The 25,074-nt window shown below is 52.5% G+C and carries 29 protein-coding genes; 13 read left to right on the top strand and 16 right to left on the bottom strand.

Annotated elements, in window-relative coordinates; genetic code table 11:
* Positions 1 to 110 precede the first annotated feature (110 nt).
* On the bottom strand, positions 111 to 2,357 hold the full coding sequence (locus KIH39_RS17915; protein ID WP_213494602.1) for a hypothetical protein: 2,247 nt from the start codon (positions 2,355 to 2,357) through the stop codon (positions 111 to 113).
* 217 nt (positions 2,358 to 2,574) lie between these two features.
* Between KIH39_RS17915 and KIH39_RS17920 the strand changes: the two genes are divergently transcribed.
* From KIH39_RS17920 to KIH39_RS17930, 3 genes are all read left to right on the top strand, one after another.
* Positions 2,575 to 3,084: a hypothetical protein gene (locus KIH39_RS17920; protein WP_213494603.1), complete on the top strand. Its 510-nt coding sequence runs from the start codon at positions 2,575 to 2,577 to the stop codon at positions 3,082 to 3,084.
* 403 nt (positions 3,085 to 3,487) lie between these two features.
* Positions 3,488 to 3,877, top strand: coding sequence for a CrcB family protein (locus KIH39_RS17925; protein ID WP_213494604.1), 390 nt, complete (start codon positions 3,488 to 3,490; stop codon positions 3,875 to 3,877).
* Between the two features lie 432 nt (positions 3,878 to 4,309).
* On the top strand, positions 4,310 to 5,482 hold the full coding sequence (locus KIH39_RS17930) for an alpha/beta hydrolase (protein ID WP_213494605.1): 1,173 nt from the start codon (positions 4,310 to 4,312) through the stop codon (positions 5,480 to 5,482).
* Between the two features lie 92 nt (positions 5,483 to 5,574).
* Here the strand turns inward: KIH39_RS17930 and KIH39_RS17935 are convergent, their stop codons facing one another.
* On the bottom strand, positions 5,575 to 8,607 hold the full coding sequence (locus KIH39_RS17935; RefSeq protein WP_213494606.1) for a DUF4214 domain-containing protein: 3,033 nt from the start codon (positions 8,605 to 8,607) through the stop codon (positions 5,575 to 5,577).
* Between the two features lie 344 nt (positions 8,608 to 8,951).
* Between KIH39_RS17935 and KIH39_RS17940 the strand changes: the two genes are divergently transcribed.
* The 4 genes from KIH39_RS17940 (at position 8,952) to KIH39_RS17955 (ending at position 11,603) form a co-directional block, all read left to right on the top strand.
* Positions 8,952 to 10,010: a TIGR03032 family protein gene (locus KIH39_RS17940; protein ID WP_213494607.1), complete on the top strand. Its 1,059-nt coding sequence runs from the start codon at positions 8,952 to 8,954 to the stop codon at positions 10,008 to 10,010.
* Between the two features lie 158 nt (positions 10,011 to 10,168).
* Positions 10,169 to 10,516, top strand: a complete 348-nt coding sequence (locus tag KIH39_RS17945; RefSeq protein ID WP_213494608.1) for an ArsR/SmtB family transcription factor — start codon at positions 10,169 to 10,171, stop codon at positions 10,514 to 10,516.
* The gene (locus tag KIH39_RS17950; RefSeq protein WP_213494609.1) at positions 10,491 to 10,931 is read left to right on the top strand and encodes an SRPBCC family protein; all 441 of its coding nucleotides are present in this window, start codon (positions 10,491 to 10,493) and stop codon (positions 10,929 to 10,931) included. The genes KIH39_RS17945 and KIH39_RS17950 overlap by 26 nt, the downstream gene beginning before the upstream one ends.
* Before the next feature lie 120 nt (positions 10,932 to 11,051).
* Positions 11,052 to 11,603 carry a YdeI/OmpD-associated family protein gene (locus KIH39_RS17955; RefSeq protein WP_213494610.1) on the top strand — a complete coding sequence of 184 codons (552 nt, stop codon included), beginning with the start codon at positions 11,052 to 11,054 and terminating at the stop codon, positions 11,601 to 11,603.
* A 102-nt stretch (positions 11,604 to 11,705) separates the two neighbouring features.
* Here KIH39_RS17955 and KIH39_RS17960 read toward each other — a convergent pair whose 3' ends face one another.
* The 11 genes from KIH39_RS17960 to KIH39_RS18010 form a co-directional block, all read right to left on the bottom strand.
* Positions 11,706 to 12,137 carry a YciI family protein gene (locus KIH39_RS17960; RefSeq protein ID WP_213494611.1) on the bottom strand — a complete coding sequence of 144 codons (432 nt, stop codon included), beginning with the start codon at positions 12,135 to 12,137 and terminating at the stop codon, positions 11,706 to 11,708.
* A complete protein-coding gene (locus KIH39_RS17965) occupies positions 12,134 to 12,535 on the bottom strand; it encodes a YciI family protein (protein WP_213494612.1) in 402 nt (133 codons plus the stop codon). The genes KIH39_RS17960 and KIH39_RS17965 overlap by 4 nt, the downstream gene beginning before the upstream one ends.
* Positions 12,536 to 12,654: 119 nt before the next feature.
* On the bottom strand, positions 12,655 to 13,914 hold the full coding sequence (locus KIH39_RS17970; RefSeq protein ID WP_213494613.1) for an RNA polymerase sigma factor: 1,260 nt from the start codon (positions 13,912 to 13,914) through the stop codon (positions 12,655 to 12,657).
* A 223-nt stretch (positions 13,915 to 14,137) separates the two neighbouring features.
* Positions 14,138 to 15,448, bottom strand: coding sequence for an SCP2 sterol-binding domain-containing protein (locus tag KIH39_RS17975; RefSeq protein ID WP_213494614.1), 1,311 nt, complete (start codon positions 15,446 to 15,448; stop codon positions 14,138 to 14,140).
* Between the two features lie 44 nt (positions 15,449 to 15,492).
* Entirely contained in the window at positions 15,493 to 15,936 is a 444-nt protein-coding gene (locus KIH39_RS17980; RefSeq protein ID WP_213494615.1) for a MarR family winged helix-turn-helix transcriptional regulator, read from the bottom strand.
* 158 nt (positions 15,937 to 16,094) lie between these two features.
* Positions 16,095 to 16,487: a hypothetical protein gene (locus KIH39_RS17985; RefSeq protein ID WP_213494616.1), complete on the bottom strand. Its 393-nt coding sequence runs from the start codon at positions 16,485 to 16,487 to the stop codon at positions 16,095 to 16,097.
* 98 nt (positions 16,488 to 16,585) lie between these two features.
* Positions 16,586 to 16,990 (bottom strand): iron chaperone, encoded by a 405-nt coding sequence (locus KIH39_RS17990; RefSeq protein ID WP_213494617.1) that lies wholly within the window; start codon positions 16,988 to 16,990, stop codon positions 16,586 to 16,588.
* Between the two features lie 12 nt (positions 16,991 to 17,002).
* On the bottom strand, positions 17,003 to 17,389 hold the full coding sequence (locus tag KIH39_RS17995; protein WP_213494618.1) for an arsenate reductase ArsC: 387 nt from the start codon (positions 17,387 to 17,389) through the stop codon (positions 17,003 to 17,005).
* Positions 17,386 to 18,069 (bottom strand): MIP/aquaporin family protein, encoded by a 684-nt coding sequence (locus KIH39_RS18000; RefSeq protein WP_246539330.1) that lies wholly within the window; start codon positions 18,067 to 18,069, stop codon positions 17,386 to 17,388. The genes KIH39_RS17995 and KIH39_RS18000 overlap by 4 nt, the downstream gene beginning before the upstream one ends.
* A gap of 14 nt (positions 18,070 to 18,083) precedes the next feature.
* Complete coding sequence (locus tag KIH39_RS18005; RefSeq protein WP_213494620.1) at positions 18,084 to 18,473, bottom strand: ArsR/SmtB family transcription factor; 390 nt, start codon at positions 18,471 to 18,473, stop codon at positions 18,084 to 18,086.
* Between the two features lie 109 nt (positions 18,474 to 18,582).
* A complete protein-coding gene (locus KIH39_RS18010; protein ID WP_213494621.1) occupies positions 18,583 to 19,170 on the bottom strand; it encodes a YdeI/OmpD-associated family protein in 588 nt (195 codons plus the stop codon).
* 180 nt (positions 19,171 to 19,350) lie between these two features.
* On the opposite strand from KIH39_RS18010, the gene KIH39_RS18015 reads away from it, so the two are divergent.
* From KIH39_RS18015 to KIH39_RS18025, 3 genes are all read left to right on the top strand, one after another.
* The gene (locus tag KIH39_RS18015; RefSeq protein WP_213494622.1) at positions 19,351 to 19,773 is read left to right on the top strand and encodes a secondary thiamine-phosphate synthase enzyme YjbQ; all 423 of its coding nucleotides are present in this window, start codon (positions 19,351 to 19,353) and stop codon (positions 19,771 to 19,773) included.
* 3 nt (positions 19,774 to 19,776) lie between these two features.
* Entirely contained in the window at positions 19,777 to 20,106 is a 330-nt protein-coding gene (locus KIH39_RS18020; protein WP_213494623.1) for a hypothetical protein, read from the top strand.
* Between the two features lie 372 nt (positions 20,107 to 20,478).
* On the top strand, positions 20,479 to 20,751 hold the full coding sequence (locus KIH39_RS18025; RefSeq protein WP_213494624.1) for a hypothetical protein: 273 nt from the start codon (positions 20,479 to 20,481) through the stop codon (positions 20,749 to 20,751).
* A gap of 15 nt (positions 20,752 to 20,766) precedes the next feature.
* Here the strand turns inward: KIH39_RS18025 and KIH39_RS18030 are convergent, their stop codons facing one another.
* Both KIH39_RS18030 and tnpC read right to left on the bottom strand, forming a co-directional pair.
* Positions 20,767 to 21,066, bottom strand: coding sequence for an IS66 family transposase (locus KIH39_RS18030; RefSeq protein ID WP_246539331.1), 300 nt, complete (start codon positions 21,064 to 21,066; stop codon positions 20,767 to 20,769).
* The gene (gene tnpC, locus KIH39_RS18035; RefSeq protein WP_213494626.1) at positions 21,027 to 22,220 is read right to left on the bottom strand and encodes an IS66 family transposase; all 1,194 of its coding nucleotides are present in this window, start codon (positions 22,218 to 22,220) and stop codon (positions 21,027 to 21,029) included. Before tnpC ends, KIH39_RS18030 begins: the two co-directional genes overlap by 40 nt.
* A gap of 67 nt (positions 22,221 to 22,287) precedes the next feature.
* Here tnpC and KIH39_RS18040 point away from each other — a divergent pair, with 67 nt between their 5' ends.
* Together KIH39_RS18040 and KIH39_RS18045 are read left to right on the top strand one after the other, a co-directional pair.
* The gene (locus tag KIH39_RS18040; protein WP_213494627.1) at positions 22,288 to 23,106 is read left to right on the top strand and encodes a helix-turn-helix domain-containing protein; all 819 of its coding nucleotides are present in this window, start codon (positions 22,288 to 22,290) and stop codon (positions 23,104 to 23,106) included.
* Between the two features lie 84 nt (positions 23,107 to 23,190).
* On the top strand, positions 23,191 to 23,556 hold the full coding sequence (locus tag KIH39_RS18045; RefSeq protein ID WP_213494628.1) for a hypothetical protein: 366 nt from the start codon (positions 23,191 to 23,193) through the stop codon (positions 23,554 to 23,556).
* A 27-nt stretch (positions 23,557 to 23,583) separates the two neighbouring features.
* Here KIH39_RS18045 and KIH39_RS18050 read toward each other — a convergent pair whose 3' ends face one another.
* On the bottom strand, positions 23,584 to 24,252 hold the full coding sequence (locus KIH39_RS18050; protein WP_213494629.1) for a TMEM175 family protein: 669 nt from the start codon (positions 24,250 to 24,252) through the stop codon (positions 23,584 to 23,586).
* Between the two features lie 193 nt (positions 24,253 to 24,445).
* Here KIH39_RS18050 and KIH39_RS18055 point away from each other — a divergent pair, with 193 nt between their 5' ends.
* Positions 24,446 to 24,745 (top strand): hypothetical protein, encoded by a 300-nt coding sequence (locus tag KIH39_RS18055; protein WP_213494630.1) that lies wholly within the window; start codon positions 24,446 to 24,448, stop codon positions 24,743 to 24,745.
* Positions 24,746 to 25,074 lie beyond the last annotated feature (329 nt).

Here is a 25,074-nt window from a genome sequence, read left to right on the forward strand (position 1 = left end):
ACTCGCGTCGGAATCGATCCCAAAAGTTGGATTGCGCGCTGGGGCTTCCCCTCTTTGCGAGCCTTTTTAGTAATTCCTTCTTTGGAATACCCCGGTTGCCAGCACCGCTCTTACGAGCCCTTGATTAGCACCCAGGTCCGGCCGTGGGCCGGGATGGTCGCGCGAATCGTGGCCGAGCCATCCGAGGCGATGGATACTTCCTGCTTTTTCCCATCGGCGAAATAAATCACGGCCTTTCCAGTTAATCCCGTGTAATAGAGCGGCAGTTGGATGTTCCGAACCATTTCCGATTCAAGCGGATTGTAAAACATAGCGAGGCCGCGCTCTTCGGAATTCGGATTCACATGCAGCCAGCCATCCCAATCCCGGCCATCCGCGCGCCTCAGGTGGATCAGATCCGAATCGAGAATCGTGCGATGGCTCCGGTAGAAATCGACCCAGCGCTTCACCACGGCCTTGGTTTCATCGGTATCGTAAAGGCGGGGTCCGCGATAGCAGGCCTGCACTCCGGCGCCGAACAGATTGGCCAAGCGAGATTCATAATGCGGCAGATGTTGGGAGAGCGGCTCGATTGTGGCGGCCGGGCCGCCGCCGTGATATTCGGTGAGTGGTACAAACATCCAGCCCATGCTCGAGGTTTTTTCCCAGGTGCCATCGTAGATATTCTGCCTTTCGATCACCTCTTGCCATTCGCGCGGCAGAGACCAGTTCGTTTCCCGGTAACCCATGCCGCATTTATTCGAACCGGCGAGGTAATACCAGTCGGGCACGTTCAGATAAATTCCTTGAGATCGACACCACTGATAGAAATTGCGGATCTTCTCCCATTGCCGCCACTGCGAATCCTGCAGGCCCTTGTGACCGGGATGAGTAGTTGAGGCGCAGACATCGCCGGGGTAGGAGCCATCATGTTCCAGAACCGAACAACCTGTTTTCTCGTAAAAGTTGCGGAGCTGCTGAAAGTAATCTTCTCCCCACTGACTGCACAGACAGGGAGAATTCCCGAAGCGCATCCCACCGGGAGCATGGGTGGCCGGATTAATGCAGTCGTTTTCCTTGTTGATCGAACGGCTGGCCAGCAGCGAATAGCCTCCCAAAGCAATCCGTTTTTGGCCAGCATAGTCGGCCAGTTCCTTCATATTGGTGAGATATTTGGGATCGCGGGATTCGATATTGAAGCCGCTGCCGAAGGTCATGATGACCATTTCGAATCCGACCTGCGAACACTGATCCACGGCCAGTTTCACCGATTTCGGATCGGCCGATCGGACATGCATCAGGATCGGGTTTTCGTTGACCCAAGGAGCCAACAGCCGATAAGCCCGTCGCGTGGCGAGCCCTCGCCGTTCCCGCTCGGAACTATCGTGAAGTAATTCGAACACGCGAAAGGATTCGAAGGATTTTCCCGCTTCAATATCAATGTCCGGCCCGTACGGTGGAGTGCATTCCAGCAGACAGGGCGTCTGTTTGTCGTAGCTCACCTGCGTTTCATAGCTGGGATCGGCTTTCCATTGCACGGCCGGGTTGCTGATATGCTCGGCCATGCCACCCCCAAAGGCATAATCGCTGAAAACCTGGATTTTCCGCAGTGCGGAACGGAATTGAGCGGCGTTCGAATCGACCATAGATTCTTCTTCCGCTACCGCCAATTGCTCTACCGAAAAGCGATTGAGGTGAATCGGTTTGTCTGAACGGTTCCGGATAGTCAGCCACTTCGAAAAGAGCGGGATCCCATCATAAAGCTCGTAGTGAACTTGAACAGTTATCCCGGGCTGCCGTTCCTCCGACTGATAGTCGAAAGTTAGGCGAACCCCTGGCGGAGGCCAATTGACCAGCTGACTGATCCATTCCTTGTGCGGCTTCCAGGGAAATCGTTCTTGCGTTTTATCGAGAGTGTATCCGACGCACTTCCACGAGGTCGGATCGGCCGGCATGTTTTTCAGCATCTCCGGCAACAAGAAGTTGTGGACCTTCTGCCCGATAAGGCCGCCGAGGGGAATTCTTTTGCCGTCGATTTCCAGAAGCGCTTCTGGTCGGATGCTGCGAAGGAAAGATTGCCCAGTCCCCAGGTGGTCGAGACCAATGGTGGTGGCATTGGGTCGAAGCAGGAAAGTTCGTCGTACAATCCCGTTATCGAGAATCAATTCGCTCTCCGAGGCGCCACGGAGGACTTTTGCCTTGGCAAAGGAATTGTCGATGAGCCAGTCGAGTTTAGGTTGCGATGCGCCGAGGGTTGCGGCCGCAGGAAGTCCCTGAGTACTCAAGGTGGGTGTGACCGGCTGAGCCGATGCGATCGAGGAAAAGACGATCCCTAGCAAATTCAGTGCAAGAAGGAATGGGCCGAAGGAGCTTGGCATGCATATTCTCGAATGGGAAGTTCGGCGGAGACAGCTCGCAGATAGCGAAGGACTGTAATCGAAGTTTACGCGACGACTTGGGCGGTGGCTCTGGAATCTTTAGACCTCGTTCTGATTGAGGATCACTACGCAGTCAACGAAATGTCACCGCGTGACCCTCTCGTTACATCGCACTACGATGAGAGCACTTTGATACGAGGAAAATATTACTATCCGAATGTTAAAACTCGCTCGAAACAGACCGCGTTTTTCCAGAGGCTTGTGCGCGGCGGCCTGCGGGGCAATCGGTACCGTCGCACTGGCGGCTTTGCTCTGGTCGGGATACCTGGTCATCCGCTGGGCAACTATCGGAGCTTCCGAATTTGATCGCGGTTACGATTTACAAGAGTTTCGAGAGTATTTTCCGTTCGTGGCACTCGCTTGTTCGACCTTGGGTGCCTGCTCGGGCTGGGCCGTTTATGCTCCGGTTCGCCGGTCAAATTTAGCCCGGACTTTGATCTGGATTTTTGGAGGTAGCGGAGCGGTCTGGGGCGTTACAGGTTTTCTGGGATTGATACCGAGGCGATCCAAGGATGAAAGTTTTGACGCATTTCATCTCGTGGAAGTGCTGTTAGTAATCCTTCCGCCGATAGCCCTCGCGATTCTGCTAACTGTGTGGCGCACTCGACAGAGTAGCTCGCAGACTAATGAGGAATTGCAATGTAATAGTGGGGCTCCGAGGGAATAAAAATCATCGAAGTTCTGTAGTTCTTGGCGCACCTCGTGTTGTTTTGGTTAAGAAACTTTGAAATAACAGGAACCCCAGAGCCTGCCGAGAGGATGGAGGAGGTGGACTTCCCCACGGAAACGGACACCGAGTTAAGCTGATAAGCTAACTGGGGAGGTTCAGGCTTCTCATTGCCCAGAAATCTCAAGAGTTTGATTATTTTTGACTTCCATAAGGTTGAGGCTACTATTGTGCGGCGATGTCACCTGGGACAAATTCTTTTGCATCGCCTGGACCCGCAAAACAGACAAGTCCCGGAAAAATAAGCGTTCTCCCTACATATCCAAGTCGTTTATCGAGATAAGATGGCATGAGTTACCAATACAGTTACTCAGCCGATTGGTCCGAAAAGGAATCGCCAACCATGAATGACCCTCAGATCCCACTAGAAACGGAAAAACTGCCTGTTTCTCCGAGGATTTCTATCCCGGGTCGATTGATCCTCGGTTTGATTTTTGCAATCGGCGTGGCCTTCAGCATTTATGCGGGCATCTGGATCGGTATGGTCACAGGGCTCACAACCTACGAGCAGGTGGAACCCGCACCCAAAGGTATCGGCTTGGCTCCCGATCTATCGGAATTAGTGAATATCGTACTCGGCATCGGTTTTGGCGGCATTATCGGTGGCTTAGTCGGTCTGATTTTGGGACTTATCGTCATGTGGGCGATTACTAGACATTTGCTTCGTCCGTTATTCGCAAAAAAAATGGATTCTAAAAGGGCAACTCAACGCATCGCGCCCACTCCCGGTTAAAACTGACTGAAATCCTAGAGGCTTGCTTAGAGATCCATCGTTGATCGAGTTTGCGGGAAGCGCCCATTAAAATCTTCTACTCTTTGCGGACTGCTTCTAAGTAGTCGACCTCTGTCGCCTCCACCAGCGGCAGGGCCAAATTCACCTAGATATCCCACGAATTTTTAGTGTGAGGCGTTCGAAGCTCCTTGCGTCGACTATTTCGTCAGTGCAAAAAAGGACTTTAAAAATATCCACGAACTAAACTGACTCACCATCCTCTGAAAGAGATAAAAAACTACCCGCCTCTCTCTCCATTCTTTTTTTGTGTACTAAATAGCGATAGATAGGAGTTCTCTCTGATTCATTCGGAATAGCCCAAATGGGACCTCATTTCTGAAATCCCAAATACGGAATAACACAGGATCTGTTTGGCTCTGTTAGGAACAATCGATGATCTCAGCCCGTGCCTACCCCTATTTGCTTTTACCGTTGCTATTCGTCGGAGCGGGCTGCGACTCGAGCCTCGGGTCTGCGAACACTGCCCCATTGAAAAACAATTCCACCGATGCGACCGCACAAAAAGTAAGCAAGCCAGTCGCTCCTTTTAAACTGGCTGTGCCTCCCGAATTGCCGGGTGCCGTGAACGGTTACATCTTGCGAAGTATGGAGACGGATCTGCTCATTGCCACGGCCAAATTCGCCGCCGAGAAAGGAAAATATGAATTAGCGGCCATCGCCCAATACTGGTATGTTCGGAAAACCCAGAAGGGCCAATATGCTATGGCCTGCTATCTAGCCATTACAAAACAAATCGAGCCTGCCTTTTACTGGCTACAAAAAGCGGCGATCGAGGAAGGGGTGGACGCTAAGCATGCGGAACGCGATGAAGATCTCGAAACTCTTCGGGAGGATGTGCGTTGGAATCAGGTGCTGAGTTACATCCAGGAATGTAACAACTACTTCGAAAAGGCCGATAGTTTCAAAACGATATTGTTACTTCCGCGAGGTTATACCAAGTCGGTAGCTATCCCCGCAGTCATCTGGATGCACGGACTGGATTCGAGTCCGAGCGATCTTCTCACTGAAGCATTCCAAAAATATGCGGATCAGCTTAATGTGGCGTTGATCGGGATCAGCGGCACCAAGCCACGCGGTCCCAATACGTTCGCCTGGGCGGAAGATATAGACAAGGATTCCGACCGTATTCGAGAGGCTCTGGCCGTAGCTAGCGATCAGGTGACAATTGAGAAAGGCAAGATCATCACTTTGGGCTTTTCTCAAGGTGGGCAGGTCGGGTTGGAACTCGCCGCACGCTATCCCGAGGAGTTCGCCGGATCGATTGTGTTATCTCCCAGGGCGGCTTCGCACCTGCAATCGATCCAAGTATCGCCGTTACTAGCTTCACGCCGTTTTGTCATATCGTGCGGCGCCTTGGAAAACCGGGAAAACCTTTCGCTGGTGAAGAAGGATAACGAGTGGCTAGTGAACGCCAAGGCCGAGGTCCTGTACAAACTCTATCCGCGCGTCTCGACTCATGCTTTACCAGCCGACTTCCTCGAACGATTTCCGGAGTGGGTGATTTTTATTCTCAATAGAAAACGGTCTCGGGAGTTTAAAGCCTGAAGCTCCCGGCGGCTTTTTTCGACCGTCGAAGTTTTCCGCAGGACTCCACGTTCAAAAGTCTCGAAACCATCTTCGGTCTCGATGTTTTCGAGTTACTGCAATTGAGGTATGAGCGATTGATACTCACTCGTTTTGGGCGCCCGTTGGAGGCTGGCCCGGAACGCGGCAAACAGCCAATCGACGATATTACTGCTGTGCATCTGGAAGTACTCGTTGGAACTGACGAAACCCGCAATCACCTGCTCATTGGTCGTACCGTGCAGGAAATCGTTGATCCACATGTTGATCTCGGCCTGACTCGGTGATCGACCCAAATAAGTCTGATAGTCGGCCACAATTCGCTGCGACTCTCGTTCCTGGCTAGCAGCGAACCCGTATGCAATCTGAGTCGTGGAGACCCCGGCGTTCAGCTGATTTACCCAACCTTGCACCTCGCTGGCGGAAGGAGATCGACCCAGCAGATCGACATACATTCCCTTGATCCAACCCGCACCGGCGCCGCCGTGATTTGCGATATATTCGGGGGAGCCTATAAAATTCGCTTCCAGTTGCTCATCCGTCAGTCCATGCTGCATCTGGCTAATCCAGTTGGCTAGACCCGATTTATCGGGAGAGCGGCCGAGATATTTCTGGTAAGCGGCTGTGATAAAGTTGGAGTAATACTCCGCGCTCTGCACCAGACCCAGCTCGACCAGATTTCGGGAAGTACTTCCCCTTCCTTGGATCGTCGAGCTTGCGCCAACATTGACAGTAAAAGAGGCAGTACTCGATAGAGAAGTGTTATTCGTAAGCGCCGCCGTGACGGTCACGGTGAAAGAACCCGGCTCAATGCCGTTCCATTCGGAGGGTTGCCAGGTGAACAGCCCGGTCTGCGGATTGATGTTTGCGCCGGCCGGAGCATTGGCGCCCAGGCCGTAGGTAATGGGTGGATTAGCCGTGGCGGATGCGGTTACGGTCAGCGAGAGTGTCGATCCATCCGCCACATTCTGAGTTACAATCGGATTGATCGTGGGAGTTTGATTGCCATTCGATCCCGAGGTAACCGTAATCGTCGGTTTTGAGTTGAGAATCACTCCGCTAACCGTGAGGGCGAGCGTGCTGGCCGTGCCGATAGTACCACCGGTGAATTGAACCGAGTAGGTACCACGCGTCGAACTTTCGCTAACCGTTCCAAACGTTCCGTCGCTGGTTCCTCCCGAGAGGCTGAAACCAAACGCACTATTGAGTAGGCCAGTTATCGCATTGCCGGCCGCATCTTTTACGACGATGGTCAGCAGATCGGTATTTCCAGTAGTGACACTGGAAGCGGCGAAGCTGTCACTTGAATTGCTGGCGCTGACTGGACCAGGATTCACCGTAACACTTGGCTTGGTCGAAAGCACAACGCCGTTGACGGAAACTTGAAGGTTGCTGGCTGTGCCCGCCGTAGTGCCGGTTAAAACTACCGTGTAGACGCCGGCCGTGGAAGTGGCCGAGACCGTTCCGAAAGTTCCGGCACTGGTACCACCAGACATACTGAAACTGAAGGCACTGTTGCTGAGGCCGGAGATAGGATTGTTCGAAGTATCCTTAACAGTGATGGTCACCAGGTCGGTGCTGCCAGATGCCAGATTGGAGGCGGCCAGACTTACCAGCGAATTCGTACTGCTCACGGTGGGTGAGCTGGAGGAAAATGTGAATTGATCGGCACTCGAAAGCGCCGAGGTACCGTAACCGAAGATCGGATTGTTCACATTATCGCTGGGATTATTCGGGTCGGTTTCCTTGACCCCCGATTGGACCGTTACGTTCACGCTACCGCTTCCCGCGGGAACGACGACTGCGATATGCGAATCGTCGACCAACGTAACCGAAGTGGCGGCCGTGCTGCCAAAGAATACAGCGAGATGTCCCGCTGAGCCGGAAAAATTCTGTCCGGTAATCGTCAGGGTATTACCCGCCGAGCCACTGGTGGAACTCAGTCCGCTAACGACCGGCGTCAAATTCACGACATCGAAATCACTGGCTTTCAAAGCGCTCAGGCCGAGCACATCATTCATATTCCAGGTTAACGAAATCGCGTTATTGGCGTTAACTGCTGCAGAAGAACCACTGACGTACATTGCACTGCCGATATCTGCGAGGACCAGCCCATACTGCTGCAGGGCATGTGCAATGATCTGAGCCTCGGGACCGAGCGTGCTGATAATCGCATTCACGGCAGGTGTATTCTGGAGTCGCAGCCGGGATCCTAAAGGCAGCTTGGTGGAACCAGTGGAAGTACTGACCATGTGCGAGGCGGGATAAATATACTGTGGCGCAACATCTCCGGAGGGTAGTGTAAAGCGGAGTGCATGATCGATTGCTCCCTGGCCACCTTGCGAAACAGGTAATCCTTCATCGGGCCGAGCTAGACCGGCAAGAATCGACAACCCGGCCGCATCTGCCGAGGTATCTCCGAGCTGACGGAAGGTGTTGGTGTTCATGTTCCAGACAGTTTCCTGAGCCGCGTGCCACTGATTATCGGAGTGCGGTAATTCCGTGCCGCTGGTGTTGGGGAACAAAGTTGCGTCGGAGGGCCGGGTCACGCCGTAGAGTTCGTAAGCGATGTTATTGTCTTCATCCCAGATGATTAAGTGCGAATCGCCGCGCTGCCCGGTGTTGTAGCCGCCGCCTGCAGTGTTGGGCCCGTTCTGGAAGTCGCCTTCCAGGACTGCGTTAGCCGGTATCGGCACGGGGAGAATATCGCTTTCCCCCGGATAGTTGTCGATAATTACGTTGATTTTTGCAGTTGTGTTCCCGTGCACCACATTTAACGGAATTCCATAAAGGGGGCTGGCGCCGTTGCTGGAGCTATCCTGTCCCCAATCGGGGTGAATGCCGATATTCGTGCCGATGTGCGAAATGATGGCTGCGGAATTGGCGGCGACCGGAGCGTTGCTGATATTCTGGTTCCACGGATAGTCGGTCGGAAACAATTGCTGGCCGAGCAGCGTGGGGACGATTCTTCCTTCCAATTCTTCGAAGGTCAGGCCGCGCTTTTTGGATTGGAGTTTCGTTTGATCCCAATTCAGCCAATCGAAGGCCGTTGCTCGTCGGAAGCCTGTCCTTTTCGAGAGTTCAAGGATGCGTGAGAGTCCCAGCATGGTCGCCCCTTTTTTGTAAAAACCGTTGGGCAGGATGCAGCTCAGACAATCGAAATGTTGGGAGAAGCCAACTCATTGTACTCGGGCGATCCAGGCTAGATTCTCCGCTCGAAAAATTGGAGAATTGCCTCTTCGATTAACAGAGAGCCTAGTGCGCGAATTGGTGTTCCCAAAGAGTTCGTGAAATAATTAGAAGATCGTGTTCTGCCCTGAAAGCTGTGAGGAATTTCGAGCGGAAGCCCGCTCCTTCGGATATTGAAATTTGAGATTCCACTCGAAGATTTGCAGAATCGATCTAATCTTTATCGACGATCGGTCAATTTAAGTTCAAAAGGGGTGTTTTGATGGCCGTCTATTCTCAGCCAGCGCCCGAGCAGCGGGATGTGCGTTGCAAACATTCCGATAGCCTGCCCCCACTATTAGCCTCACTTCGTCTGACATTGCTGCTTTCGACTTATCAAACCGGACATTTGGTCGCCGTCTGCGCGAGCGCGGGAAAGCTGGTGATAACGTTCCATCAATTCGATCGAGCTATGGGAATAGCCGTCAAAGAAGGAACTATAGCCGTTTGCACCCGAAGCGAAGTCTGGTTTCTTCGTTCCGTTCCCGATATCGCCGCCAAGCTCGAGCCGAGTGGTCTTTACGACGCTTGCTTCCTGGCGCGAACATCGCATTTCACCGGCGATATTCAGGCTCATGAAGCGGCCTGGATTGGAGAGGAATTCTGCGTCGTCAATACGCGATTTTCCTGCATCAGCGCCTTACACCCTTACTACAGTTTTGCGCCGCGCTGGCGGCCGCCGTTCATCACGGCCTATGCTCCCGAAGATCGCTGTCATCTGAATGGTTTGGCGATCGCCGCTGGCCAACCTCGATATGTCACGGCCCTCGCCGAAAGCGATGCCGCTCAAGGCTGGCGGCCGGCCAAAGCCTACAGCGGGTGCATCGTTGCTATCCCGACTGGGCAAATCGTTGCTCGCGGATTGTCGCTCCCGCATTCGCCGCGCGTACTGGGAGAGCGTCTTTATTTCCTGCAATCCGGTTCTGGCACTCTCGATTACCTGGACCTCACCACGGGGCGCATCGCCACCGTCAGTTCTCTACCGGGGATAGCACGCGGGTTGGCGATTCATGCGGGCTACGCCTTCATCGGACTATCGAAAGCCCGACCAAGTCTGGAGGGAGTGCCGATTGTGGCAGATCGAGAAAAACTATTGTGTGGCCTTTCTGTGATCGATTTGAATTCCGGACTCCAAGTGGCTTTTTTGGAATTTCAAACGGGTGTCGACGAACTCTTTGATATTCAAGTTCTTCCCGGAATTGCGTTTCCCTTTATCTCCGGTCCCTGGGCCGAGCGAGATCGCGGCCAGCCCTTCTGGACGATACCGCCGATGGGGAAATGAAGCGAGTTTGGATTCGAAATACCCTCGCCAAAATATCTCGCTCACCTAGATGCATTTTCCTCGTCGTGCGACCATTTCCAAAATTCTCTTGCTATATTACACCTTAAGGTGTAATATCTAAGCAGTGCAGCATGGCCCTTTGCCCGAAGTGAAAAACTATGGATCAGCTATCGAATGTTCTCACGGCCATCTCGCATCCGTCCCGACGGACGATGCTCCAGCGATTGACCACCGGTCCGGCCCGATTTACCGATATCGCGAAACCTTTCGATTTGTCGCTCAATGCGATTACGAAGCATTTGAAACTTCTCGAACGGGCGGGACTGATCGCACGAGAAAAACAAGGACGCGAGGTCTTTATTTCCCTCCGACCGGAGCCGTTGCGACTGGTGGCCGGTTGGGTGCACGAATACGAGAAATTCTGGACCGAACGTCTGGATGAATTCGAAGAGTTTTTCAAAACCCAAAGGAAAAAGAAGCATGAAAGAAAAAATGAAGACGATTGATCTGGAACTGACGCGTTCCATTCCTGCAACACCCGAAGAGGTGTACGACGGTTGGTTGGACCCGAAATGCCCGGGCACGCCTTGGAACCTGGCGGCCAAGTTCGTTCTGGATCCGAAGGTGGACGGCTTGTTTTACTGGTTGTACGTCGGCGAATCAGATAAGCATACCCCGCATTACGGCCGTTTCACTCTGGTGGAGCGGCCCGCTAAGATCCAATATACCTGGGTCTCGCCTCATACACACGGTAGGGAATCGCTGGTGACTGTGACGTTTCAACAACAGGGAGAGGATACTCTGATGAAACTTCGCCACGAGAATCTGCCGGATGATGAGTCGGGTCGTAATCACGAGAAGGGTTGGGGCTTCTTCTTAGGAAAGTTCGCGGAAGGATTTGGAGGTCGGAAGGCGAACTAAATCCGCTTAGAATTTTTTGGCTTTTAGATTAAAATAATTAGGGTCGACAATTGGCAGGATCACTGGCCAAGGGACGACCCCTTAAATTCTCTAGATGCCAGAACCGCGAACTTGGGATCCATGAAGAAAGACATTTCCAGAATCATTTTCCAGGCTAAACTTCTTCGCCCAGCTGAGCCCGGGACGGACCAGACCTGGAGCTTTCTGATTCTGCCGGGCAAGGTCAGTGCGAAATTGCCTTCGCGCAGCCAGACTAGCGTGGAGGGCAAGATCAACGGCTATCCGTTTCAGGCGACGTTGGAGCCGGATGGCCAGAAAAGCCACTGGTTGAAGGTGGATCAAAAATTACGTAAAGCCGCCAGGATGGAAGTGGGGGATGAGGTAACACTCGAAATTAAGCCCTTGGATCAAGAACCGGAACTGGAGATTCCGGAGGATTTACACAAAGGCCTGATGGCAGATCCGAAAGCTCGAGATGTCTGGGCCGATATCACCCCGATTGCCCGGCGAGATTGGATTCATTGGATTACCTCTGCTAAAAGACCGGAGACGAGAACCCGGCGAGTGAAAAATGCCTGCGATATGCTTTCTTCGGGGAAGCGCCGGGTCTGCTGCTTCGATAGATCGGGTTTCTATAGCAAGAGTTTCAGAGCCCCGAAGGCGTTGGATTGAATACGCTGGGGTAACAAGTTCCTGCTTGTGTTGCTTAAAAACGAACCCAACGCTATCGCGGATGATCGCGATAGCGTTTTTTGTTTTTGTCAGGATGGTCGATTATTTTTTGGTTCTGGCAGCAACTTCTGTTCGCAACCGTTCTTCCTGTTCACGTAACTCCGGGGTTAAGGCGTCGCCAAAATCCTCGGGGGAAAAGATCGGCCGGATTTCGATTTCCGATTCGCCGCTCATCGGATTCGGACAGCGCTTCACCCAGTCAATGGCCTCCTGCAATGATTTCACTTTCCAGAGCCAGAAGCCAGCAATTAACTCCTTGGTCTCGGCAAATGGACCATCTTTGACAGTACGTTCCCTACCGGAGAATAGCACCCGAGCCCCCTTCGAACTCGGCTGCAAGCCCTGTCCATCGAGCATAATGCCGGCCTTGACCAATTCTTCGTTGAATTTGCCCATTTCCGTCAGCAATTGTTCGCTGGGCATTACGCCAGCTTCGGACTCTTTGCTGGCCTTGATAATTACCATTACTTTCATTTGCGTTTCTCCTCTGCGACTGCCGAACTTCTCTGGGCGATAAGTGTGTTGACCATTTCGTTAGCGGGGCGGATTTCAAAGGGCCCCATTTTTACACCCGGATGTCGAGACATCAGAGCGATGGCGTGATTCAGATCGCGGGCTTCCAGAAGCAGAATACCGCCGAGAGTTTCCTTGGTTTCCACATAGGGACCATCGGTCACTTCCACCTGGCCTCCTTTCGAACGAAGCGTCACGGCATTGCGGGCGGAATCCAGGGCTTCCCCTCCCAGAAAGTGCCCGCCTCGGCGAAGTTCATCGTCGTAGGCAAAGCAATCCTCTATCATTTTCTGGGCTTCTTCCGGAGGAATTTGAGCAAACCGGGCTTCATCATAGAAACCTAAACAGACGTATTTCATACACCTGGCCTTTCAGGAGAACGTTTGAAGACTTGTCTGGATTTCCTTTAAGCCAGACAATCAGCACTTAATCGAATGGGTCGGTTAGAAATCGACAGATTTTGCGATTTTCGAAGGATTTATTTTGGGTCCTGCAATTCCCGAATCTTTTTCTCCAGGAATCTCCGTTCAGGCTCCTGGCGAGCCAGTTCGAATGCACGCTGATAGGCCAGGAGGGCTTCCGGATTTTTACCTAAGCGGCGGAGTAATTCACCACGGGCCGAGTGGGCCAGGTGATAATTTTCTAATTGGCCGCTCTGGAGGATGTCTTCTATCAGCCTCAAACCGGCTTCCGGTCCATCGCGCATCGCGACAGCGGCCGCCCTGTTTAATTCGACCACGGGTGAAGGGTCGATTTGCAACAAAAACGTGTAGAGCAGAACGATTTGATTCCAATCGGTTTCCGCCACAGAAGCCGATTGTGCATGAATGGCGGAAATCGCCGCTTGTAGCGTGTAAACACCAAATCTTTTAGAACGGAGCGCCTGTTCGACCAATTCTCGACCTTCAGAAATCCGCTTCTGATCCCAGCGCGAGCGGTCCTGTTGATCGAGAAGAATGATCTCCCCATCCGAGGAAACGCGAGCTTCCCGCCGCGATTCGTGCAGCAGCATCAGAGCGAGCAGGCCTTGGACTTCCGGATCGGGGAGCAGATCCTGGAGCAGCCTTCCCAGTCGGATGGCCTCGGCCGTGAGATCGACTCGAAGTAAAGATTTACCCTGGGAGGCTGAGTAACCTTCGTTGAAGACGAGATAGATAGCTGCCAGAACCGCATCGAGGCGCGACGGCAGATCGGCGAGTGAGGGAACTTCGTATGGGATTTCTTCCTCGCGAATTTTGGCTTTACCGCGCACGATTCGCTGGGCCATCGTGGTCTTGGTGGTGAGAAATGCGCGGGCGATTTCTTCGGTCGTCAGTCCGCACACTTCGCGCAACGTCAGAGGCACTTGAATATCGGGATCGATGGCCGGATGACAGCAAGTGAAAATCAGTCGCAATCGATCGTCTTCGATCTCCGCACTGGCCCGGATCGCATTCTCGGCCGCGAGATCGTCCATGCGGGCGGCAAAGGCCGGTTGCAGATTTTTCCAGCGAGATTGTCGTCGGATGGCATCGATGGCCTTGAACCGGCCAGTGGAAATCAACCAGGCCCGGGGATTTTCGGGGATACCTGTACCCGGCCAATTCTCCAGGGCGGAGGCAAAGGCCTCGTGCATCGCTTCATCGGCCAGATCAAAATCGTTGAGGAGTCGGACCAGCGAAGCGTAGACTCGTCGCGACTCGCTCCGGTAGAGGTCGTCGATTTGTTTCCGCAGGGCCGTGGTATCCGGTGTGGTCATGGCCCTATCGTTTCGGTTTGGGAAGGGCAAAATCCCTCATGCAAGTGGCCGTTCGAAGTACGAAAAGCCTTTATATGTGAAGTCGAAAGTTAATTCTATCAGAGAGAGGAGTAGTGTTCGATACTAGGAAATTCAGGGCAGATCTAGGGCGACTTTACGTCGAATTTTAAATTCCTGTTACTCTGCCGTAATTTTCTAAGAGATTAAATAGCCCGCGCTTCTATCAATTTGGGAAACATTTCCCGAAGGCAACCAGCAACTTCGGCGAGCCCTTGATCCGAATCTTCCGCGTTAGCAAAGCTCGAAGGAGTCCGCGTTCTTTCGCCAGGAATCCCAGCCAGGTTTCACTATCCGCGGTCATTCGGAGATCGGCAGTTCCTTCGTGACCGTCCGCCACCCGCAGAGTCTTTTCCTGGATAACGACGGTCGCTTTGACATTTTCCTTACCCGTAAAAGTGAAATGATAAACGGCATTCAAACCAGCGGACTGGCCGCGTTGAAAAGTGCGTTGGATTCCTGTTAAGAAACCCGGGATACTTCTTGGCAGCAGACTGCCGCGCACATGCTTCACTTTTTTGTGTGGAAATCGCCTCCGAACGTAATCGTCCGCATCCGACTTCGGCACCACGTAAATGGTCTCTTCTTTTTCCTGCAGTGGTTTCACTATCTCTTCCAGGAAACCTTTGCGATCCGCTTGAAACGGCCCAATGACCTCCTCCCCGGCGGGGCATACGGACAGACAGTAGGCCGCTTTGTAGTTGGGCCCGAAGGCGAGACTCTGCCACATCGACACGGTTTCCTCGCGAGCAACTTTCTTGCGCAAATCGAGACCATTTTTGGAATCCGCGATCTGTTCCACCCAGTCGCCGAAGCCACCCATGAATTCCCGATAATTGTGCGTGTAACAGGAAGCCAGATCGAACTGTCCATCGGGTGAAATCGCTCCGACCGGGCAGGCCGCGACGCAGAGCTTGCAGGAGAGGCAGGGATTGTAGTCAATCGGTTGGTTGTACTCGGTCGCTTCTTCCCCGATGAGGACCGTGCCCAACAAAATGAAGTTGCCGAATTTCGGATGAATCACGTTGCGGTGAATTCCCATTCGCCCCAGACCGGCCGCGACTGCCACCGGCTTGTGGGAGACTACCCACATCTTCTCCGTCCACTTGTCGGATTCCATCGGAAATCCCATCGGAGAGTTAATCGCGGGAATACCTTGGCTTTCGAGAGTCTTTACGATCGCCCGGCAGACATCGTTGACTTCTTCGCCAGTAGTGTGAAATTCCAGATTCGCCACCGATCGGGCTGGATTGCGGATCGGTTCCCGATTCATCCGACAGACAATCGAAAGGAGCGATTTCGTTTTCGGGTAAAACTTCAGAATGTCGGCTCGCTGATCCTCCAATTCCGGATCGCCGATCTCTACTACACCGGCGTCGTCCGCTCCACTGTCCAAAGCGAATTGCCGCAAGCGCCCGGCATCGATCTTCCGAGTGTTCGCATCTTGCTGAAGCACGGGTAGCGATCTGGCGACCATGTCGTCTCCAATATTTGTATATGCAATTAATTGGCGAAAAAATTTTAACCCAGGTTTTTCTTAACCCGCTCGATGGCACTCTCGAGCATCTGCAGGCCCTGGCCTCCGAGCAGTTTTTTCGCTTCGGCCTGAGCTTTCTCCCAGGCGGGGATGGCTTTTTCCATGAGTCGCCGACCTTCCTCGGTCAAACGGAACGGGTGAGACCGGCCATCTTCGTCCGGCAGGATTTCCAGCCAGCCATTTTCCACCATGCGTTCCACGGTCCGACTGAGGGTGGAGGTGTCGAGTTCAAGGATTTCACAAACCTGGGCCGGTCGTGCAATCCCGAGTTTCGCGGTAACCGCCAGTACGTTGCCCTGGCTCAGTTTCACACCTAATGGTCGAAGGGCATCGTCGTACAGATTGGTAATCACGCGATTGAGGAGGCGCAGCCGCCCAGCAATGCAATGGGTGGCGATTGTCTCAATAGTAGTGACCGGTTTACTCATAACTCCCAGCATATATTTGTATACGCAATTAAATGGCTCGTCAAGCGGAATTCTCACCGGTTAGCACGGTGAATCTGTTGCTATTTTTCCTACTTCGATCAGATTCGCCGGGCTCTCGGCTTCGGTGCTTTTGACGCGGCAGGAATGATATCGAATACTCAGTCGACGATGATATGCAGCTTGGCTTTGAAATTTTTATCGCCGGTGAGCGGGCAAACTTTCATGGCCTCAATACTAGGGATCACCGGCAGCGGATTCTGAACGTCGGGGAATTTGTAAAGAGAAATCGTCTCTCCTGTATGGTGGTCCCAGACTTTCATGACCGGCGTCGGTTTTGCTTCGCTTCGCTTCCACTGCAAGTAAACGAATTTTTTCGTTTCGGGATCGAAAGCCGTGTACTGATCCATGATCTTACCGCCTCCGAAGCGGACCTCGTAAGTTACCGTTTTATCCCCTTCCTGGCTGGTCACCTGATAGATATTCCCAGCGTGAACCGGGGTAATTCCAATCAGGAGAGCAGTCAGAGCAAATGCAATAATGCGCAGGTACATAGCAGCCTCGGCCGTAAGGTTCTTTTAAAGGTTGTCGCTGTTTTTTAGACGAGACTGGGTGGGAAACGGATTTTTCGATTTGCCCTTCAGCGCAGGCCTTATTCGGCTTTAGGCCGTTTCTTTCGCTGAGCGGCGGTTTTTTCGGTATCTTGCCGGACTCGTAGTCTCACGATCTTTTCGATCAGCTCGTAAGGTATAGGCTCATTCAGGGGAAACTGAAGATTCCCCTTTGGCCCCCTATAACGGGCGAGGCATTTCTCGATAGTTTTGTTGCCGGAAATCGGTGGATAGAGACCGATATGGTTTTCCCAGGCCGCGAAGTAGACAAGAATTCCATTCTGCTTGAAAGCGGGCATCCGATAGCTGATCATTTCCTTCGCTTCCGGAGCCGCTTGCCGGATGGTCTGACGAATCTTTTTCAGAATCGCCTGAACATTGCCTGGGAAAATCGCTATGTAGTTGTCGATATCCAGCGCTTGGGAAGCCTTACTCTCTTTCGGCATGAATAGATCACTCTAAATTGAATCGATTAGTTCTTTGACTTTAACCTCAATGAGCGTTCGGACTTCCAAAAATTGATCAGGAGTCATATCCCTCGGATCGGGTATCTGCCATTCGATTCTTTTGTTTGTTATCACGCGTGGACATTCATCGCCACATCCCATGGTTACGGCCGCGTCGAATTCCTGGCCAATGAATTCGTCCAATCCTTTCGAGGAATGTGAAGTCAAATCGTAGCCGAGCAATTTCATGGCGTCGATGGCTTTGGGATTGATTCGTCCCGAAGGACGAGAACCAGCGCTATAAGCTTCTATTTTACCCGCACCATGGATGCGGGCGAAGGCCTGAGCCATCTGGCTGCGATTGCTATTTTCGATGCAGACGAAGATAACGCGCTTCATATGCAGGTCTCCTTTTTACTCATAACCGGCCGGCAACAATCGGATTCCTGCACGCACCGGCAGGCGAGTACGCTGGCACTGGCCCCGAGGACCGGAGCAGTAAGATAAATCCATAAACTTTCGAAATGTAATGAAACCACTGCTGGGGCAAGTGATCGGGCCGGGTTCATGGATGCGCCAGAAACCGGACCAGCGAAAAGGGCCTCCAGTGTAATTACCGCTCCGACCACTAGTGGAGCCAGATGTCGATTCTCTCTGGAATGACAGGGAACGCTCAAAATCACAAACATCAGCAGAAACGTCAGGATTGTTTCTAGCAGGAAGGATTGAATGGGCGTCCCGGCAGGAAGAGTCGCACCGAGTGAGCCATGCATAGGAAACAAAATTTGCAGCGTGCAGCTGGCAAGGATGGCTCCCGCACACTGGCTAATGATGTACCCAGTAACCTGATATCCCGAGATTCGCTTTGCGGCGAAAAAGCCAATCGTTACTGCCGGGTTCAAGTGCGCCCCGGAAACCTCACCCACTGCATAAATCATGGCTAAAACGATCAGACCGAAAGTCAAGGCAATACCAATAGGAGAGACGGCCCCCCCGCTCACATCATTGACAATAATTGCCCCGGTTCCTGCAAACACCAGGGCGTATGTACCGAGCATCTCAGCGGTGAGTTTCCGCATATTTGTCATACTTCCTAGGAGATGGTCCGTAGTCGATCTCGCTCTCGGACTTCTTCCATCAGGCAAAGCCCCTGGTCCAAAAGCGATTTCACGCAAAGATCGACTACCCGATAATAGATGCTGTTGCCATCGCGCCGGGAGCTCAGAATTCCGAGATCGGAGAGCCGCTGCAGTTGATTCGATACCGCCTGCGGTTTCATTCCCAGTGCCCGGCCAAGGTCCGTTACGCAGAGTTCATCGGCTCGTACCAATGCATGCAGAATGCGCAAGCGAGTGTCGTTCGATAACGTTTTAAATACCGACGCCAAACCACCCGCCTGAATGGGTGAGAGAAGAGGCCGGTTCTTCAGCGGCGGCTGAAGGCAGCAATTTTCTTCGTCCGTAACCGGCTTTTTCGATTTCATGTTGAGTCTACCTGATCCACTATTACACTATACAGTGTAATAGAATCGACCAACAGAAATCCGATATTGAATATAGCAGGATTGAAATACCTGCTGTCTTCAGGGAGGTTCAATCATCCATGCCTCTGCCAGAAAGAATCTTCTCTCGGTATTTCTCGATTCGCGCTTCGCGGGTTTTGGCCTGCTTGGCGGCGGCGAAAAAAAGTAGATAGGCGCGCTGCCGGCCCGGAGTCAGCGAGTGAAATGCCTCGTCGAATTTGGCATCGGTTTTAAAGGCTCTCCGCAATTCTTCCGGCACTTCAAATTCCGAAGTCTTCTTCAATTGAACTTTCAGGCCGGCCTGTTCCACGGCAATCGCTTCGAGAATGTAAGTCTGCAAAACTTTGCTGAGTTTTTTGATCTGGGCTGTGGAAGTGAAACGGATCTGACGCGGCGCCTGCACGGTCTTGGTTTGTTGAATCAGAATGCCTTGCGGGTCTTTCAACAAAGCTCCCTTGAAGAAAAGGAAGGCGCAATACTCTTTGAATCCGTGAATGAGCATGATGTTTTTCCCTTCGAATTGATAGCAAGCGTTACCCCACTTCAATTCTTCGGCTAAATCGCAGCGGAGTGCGATCTTTCGTAACTCCCGGTAGGCCTCCTGCCAGGGAGAAGGTTTGTCGAAATAAAAGTCGACTTTCGGATTCGGCTGGCTCATGATTTGAGATTCATCCAAAGTAGTGGATATCGACCCTGGGTTGGAAGATTCAGAAGAACTCAATTAAAATGGAAACGAAGTCAAGCTCGCGCTTCCGTTTGCTGCCTAGGAACTGATATATAACCGTACTACATCGATTCGAAATTTTTCTGAAGTGAAGAGCTGCTTTCGAGTGAGCCGATGAAATCGCATACCGAATACCTGACGTTTAACACTCCTACTAAGGTGGCCTTTCTGAACATCACGCCTCAGGTGGCCGAAGCCGTCCGCAAGAGCGGAGTTCAGGAAGGATTGGCGCTTTGCAATGCCATGCACATCACGGCCAGCGTCTTTATTAATGACGACGAACCGGGTCTGCATCAGGATTTTGGCAAATGGCTGGAGCAATTAGCCCCTTTCGACCCAGACCCGAACGTTTACCACCACAACCGCACGGGCGAGGACAACGCCGATGCCCACTTGAAGCGGCAGATCATGGGCCGGGAGGTCGTGGTCGCCATCACGAAGGGAAAACTCGACTTTGGGCCGTGGGAGCAGATTTTCTACGGCGAGTTCGACGGCCACCGCCCGAAGCGGGTGCTGGTGAAGGTCATCGGGGAGTGATTCATGAATCGAGATAGCGTTTTGGCTTGGCTGTCGTCGATGACGGACAAGCAATTTGTCGACTTCTTCTACGAGGCTGCGTCCAATCGGGACACATCCGAAATTGATGGTGAGCGTGGCCACTTTGTCTTGGCGAATACAAGCAAGGTGCCGGGTGAAGAACGAGACACGGTTTTTCTCGCAATGCCCAATCCTATTAACGATTCAGATGGATGGTCAAAGGACTGCCCGATTTGCCAGACAGGTCAATGTACCGAGTGCGGATCGTTGGTCAGAAGTATCGCAAAACATGCAATTTGTCCGGTTTGTGAAGCAAAGGTCTATTGCACATGACATTGTAGAATTTGGATCAATCGAAGGCGGAAAAGGACCGCAGCAATTTGACGATCTGCTGCGGGTGCCGCTACGATTTATGGGGGAGTAGAAGGTTAAGTCTAAGCCCCTTTAGGATGAGTACGGACTTCCTTATCAATTCGTTTGGGAGATCGTGATCTTTTCAAGAATTCGGGAATCATGATTGGGCCGATTTGGCTTCGGAATCAATCGAACGAGGGAATTTCTGATCTTCAAGCGCAGACAATATAAATGTCCTGTATTGATTATTACAGGAAAAGGACATAATTTTGAATGACAGGAGTGATAGGGAGGCTAGGAAGGAACGATGTATCAGCTTGATGGTCGCTACCAATGGCCTAGTCCTTACTGTTGACAGCGGCCCTCAAAAGTGCCCGTTGGAAGGTGAAGATCCGGGACAAGGAAAATCGCGAGCCGCCGCACTTCACCATTATTCGAGGCACAAAATCCTGGCGTATCGATTTGCGTACGGCGGAATTCATGGACGATTCTCCCGATCCTTCGGAAATTCCCAAAGAGTTGATCGAACTAATCCGGGATGAGGCGAACTGGCAGGAACTTTGCGATGTGTGGGACAAGATGTACCCGCATAATCCCGTTTCTGATGATGAGAATGCAGACTAAAGCGATGGTACCCCTTCACCCTCCTGAACTGAGCTTCACCGGTAGCGGTGGGAGCACTCCCGTGAGCATGTAGGTGTGGAGGGCCGATTCGGTTTCCTTTAAAGGATCTTGCTCTCGTAACTTCAGGGTGCGATAAATGCTCATCAGAATGCTTCGCGTCCGAGCCCCCTGCTGGCTGTAACTGCCGAAACTGACTTTCCGCATCATCACGCCCGGTCGGATTTCTCGCTCCCCCTTATTGTTGCTCTTGGGCACTCCCTCTATTTCCAGAAACGTTAATAGATCGTCGCCGTAATCGAACAAACGCTTGGCCAATCTCCGGGCGTGGCGGTTCGTCCACGGTCGCACCGCCAAATCGGTGATCCGCGTCTTAAGCCGCAGCAATCGGCTGTCGTAGCTCTCTGTTGCAACTCTTCGATACCCGCCTCCAAACGCACAGCATCGGCGTAAATCCGCCACAGTTTCTTGCAGAATTCTGGCCAATCCTCGCCGTTTTCAGAGCCTTCATCGACGGCCGTCAAATCCCGCAACAAGTGAGGCCAACACTTCTGACGCTTCTGGGTCACGATGTCGTACGCTTTCCAGAAGTCGCTGACCAGAACGCCCTGGAAGGCTTCCGTGAAGAAGACCTTCAAGGCCTCGTGACCCCGCTGGGGGTGAATCCGATAATAGGTCGCATCGTCCCGCGCAAAACACCACAGCCAGGACGTCACTCCTTCGGTTCGCCAGCCGGTCTCATCGGCGTGCAGGACGCCGGCCAAAAGGCATTCGCGGTGAATCTGCTCGTACCAGGGTTCGAGTACCTCGGCCAGACGGTGCCAGATTTCGGTCAAGCCGCCCACGCTGAGTTTCATCTGAAGGTGGCCGTTGAAGACCTCCAGGATCTGACTCGTCGTGGTACCCAGTCCGTAGTGCAGCCAGGCCGACAGGACCGTAGTTCGATGGCCCAGCTGACAGCCTGGCAGAGCGTCGGGAACTACCGGCTCGACCTGTTTTTTACACTTGGGGCACCAGTCGCGATGAATCGTGTGTTCGGTCGTCTGAGCGTGCAAATCGTCGGGAATATCTTCGATGATCCTTAGGCGTTGGCGGTCGGTGCGTTGCAGAGCTCCCTGGCAGCAGGGACAGACCTCCAGTTGGTGGGTCTGGCGTTTATCGATGCGGGTGGGAATTGGGCGATAATGACCGTCGTGTCCAGGCTTGGGGCCGGCTTTTCCCTTCTTTTTCTTGGGATTCGCATTCGGCTTTAAGTAGGGAGCGATGGATCCCGAGGGCGTGTTTGGCCCCAGAGGTATCGTGCCTGCAGCGACCGCGACGCTCAGTTGGAGTAACAGAAACTGCAATTCCAGGGGATCTCGATGAACGAATTCCCGAGCTTGTTCCGACGTCAGCTTTCCGCTTCGGAACGCTAAAAGGAAAGCGGGATCGAGAACGGGAGTTTCCGTCGAAGTTGGAATCGCAGAAGCCATGACGAAGTGATAGCAAATCGCAATCCCTCGCGCAAGACCAGTTCAACAGAGTGAAGGGATACAAGCGATGAATATTAAAGTGAAGCCAGCTAAACGAACCATGATTTTGCTTGATCGTCGTCCGAAGCGTGCGGCCGCGTTTGCGGGCTTGCATCCTGAGGTTGTCTCGTCCGTGTCGGGACTGCTTGACTCCGTTACCCACTCGTCGAAGGATTCGATTTGGGTCAGCTACGAAAGTAATTTGACGGAGGCACTCATCAAACGCGCTTCTCCTACCCCAGCCTCGCTAGGGTTGGGATTGTTTCTCCATGAGATCGACCTGAAAACAATTCCGGTGCTTTCTTCCCTGTTTCGTCGAATAGCATTCGCCGTTGATGGGAAATTCCTTCCCGCTGAAGAACTGGCGGAAGTCCTGGAAGCAGATAATCGCGAGAACCTGCTGATCGGGGGTTTCGTAAATGAGGCTCAGCAAACCATCACTCTTTGGCGGGGGAACCTGCTATCGCTGACCGTGCCCTTCTCCGCTTTTGAGAACTCGGGAGACGGAACGAAGCCAGACTTCAAAGCCTTATCCGTGATTGATTGCGGTCAGACAGTGAAGCTTGGAAACTACGAAGCGGCGGTGGATTCCCTGCTTTACGAATACGACCCGCTCTATCGCCGAGAGATTTCGAAAAAGCGTTTGCAGGAAGATCGCTCGTTCGGGGCTTCTCTTCGTAGGCTCCGCAAGCAGCGAGGGCTTCGCCGGGAGGACTTCGAACCTGATGTGGCCGCGAAGACGGTCGCTCGAATCGAGCAGGGAAAGGTAACGCGCATCCAGAAAACGACACTGGTATCTCTTGCCAAGCATCTCTCAGTCAAACCGGATGAGATAGCGAGCTACTGAGTGAGTTCGACGGCCAGAGATCAAAGCGGATGCTGGTCAAGGTCATCGGCGAGTAGCCGACAATTCGACAAGGTGAGCAAATCCATGAACGATCCCGTTTTCACGACTGTGCTGTCGAAATTGAGATCGTGGAGGTCGGAAGTCATTCTTCAAGATCTTGGCGATCCCGAAAAACAGCAAGATGGTCTCCAACTGAAACTTGAACTCGATGAGGCGATAAGTTGGTTGGAACTTTGTCAAAAGTATGACATTCACCCAAGTTCAAAGGTACTCGTTCTTCCTGTGCCGTTGACGGTGACTCCCTCTTCGGAATACCGGCTGATCGAAGACAACGAAACAGATGACCGTGAGAAGTGGATCGAAGCCAAGGTGAACGGCCAGTTCATTCGACCGCTTCCCGGTTCGCTCATTGTCGAAAACTCTTACCGCCGAAGGACCACAGCAACTTGATGATCTGCGCTTAATGTCGCCACCCTCTCACTTCACCAAGGAATCTTCTTGGATGGTCGTACGATGACCGTTCTTCCAGTACTGATCCACTTGTCCGGGTAGCAGGTAAAGCACCGGCGCCGCGCCACACAGGATAAGACTCGTTATCGGCGATACGCTAGCCAGCAAGGATGCGACAAGATAGACCGCTGGCCCCATCAGTATGCGTCGACCGGCGCTTGTAATGAATCGCGCGTCAATGTCCTGATCGTATAACTGCCCTCGTCCGGCTGCGTACCGCAACTGCCCAAATAGAACGACTCCTGCAAGAATCAGGTTACCGCAATAGACGCGAATCGCTGTCGGTTGCTGGGGATACTCGCCGATCAATGCCGCTGAAAACGGGATAGCTGATATCACCAGAAAGAAAGCAATATTCAGCCACATGAAAGTGCGGTCGGATCGACGAACATAGTGCAGAAGGGCATGGTGGCCGACCCAATAGACGCCGCAGATCAAAAAGCTGATTACAAAGGAAGCCATCTTGGGCCAAAGTTGCAGAAGGCGATTAGGAAGCTGATCGATCTGATCGGGCAACAAGGCCGGAACTTTAACATCGAGAATCAGCAAGGTCATCGCGATGGCGAATATTCCATCGGCCAGGGCTTCGACCCGTCCTTTGCCGATGCCGGCGCTACTCATTTTCGGTGGATTCATTGTCTCTATTCTATTAGTGACGCCGATTATCCGCACTTTCAACGACTGGACAAGCTCCAAACGAGTTCTAATCTAGATGATAAAATTTAGTTTATTATAGAGTTTGAAGCATACCTTTCGATTTAAAAAATAGGAATTTGCCATGGGACTCTTTCGCCTTATTAGTTCTCTTTTCGGTCGAGCCGATCACAAGATGTCCGTCCGAACATGGGATGATCCTCTCGATATTGCGGTGACGACCGTAGCCGAGGTCGCCTCGGGGAAGAATCCCGTATTAGTGGTAATCCGAGATGAAGGAGTGGGAGGCGGACTCGGTGGATGGCAAATGTACGATGGACTGAACCTGTCTGGCCGGTCGCCTGTTTGTGTGGCCAAGCCGGACTTGATCGCTCTCGACCCAACACTCTCAGAGATTACGGACTTGCCGGTAGGATGGGAGGCGCACCGCACAGCCCCGGGACAACCTTGGCAAAGGCTTCAATCCAACGCTTAAGCTTTTCAAGTCAAAACGCCCAACTCCAGCTTGGCCGAACCTCTCGAATCTGGAGTTGGGCGTTGACGTTTTTGTTGTGCACCTGAAACGTCACCGGTTCACATTGCAAAAGTACCCGAGACAGACCGACTCGGGTGGCTAAGGCCCAGCGCCCACATTTTTCCTGTTCTCTAAAGCTTCATCCGGCTTTTGTAGACGATTCGCGCGTGTAAGCCTAAAAAACTACAAACTATAGAAGTCTGATTCAGTTCTACACCCGCCAAGCCTGGTCGAGCTTCTATTTTGCACCATCGGCTCTCATTTCACCACTCGTTTTAAGGAAAATTTTG

The sequence above is a fragment of the Telmatocola sphagniphila genome (assembly GCF_018398935.1).
GTDB classification, from domain to species: domain Bacteria; phylum Planctomycetota; class Planctomycetia; order Gemmatales; family Gemmataceae; genus Telmatocola; species Telmatocola sphagniphila.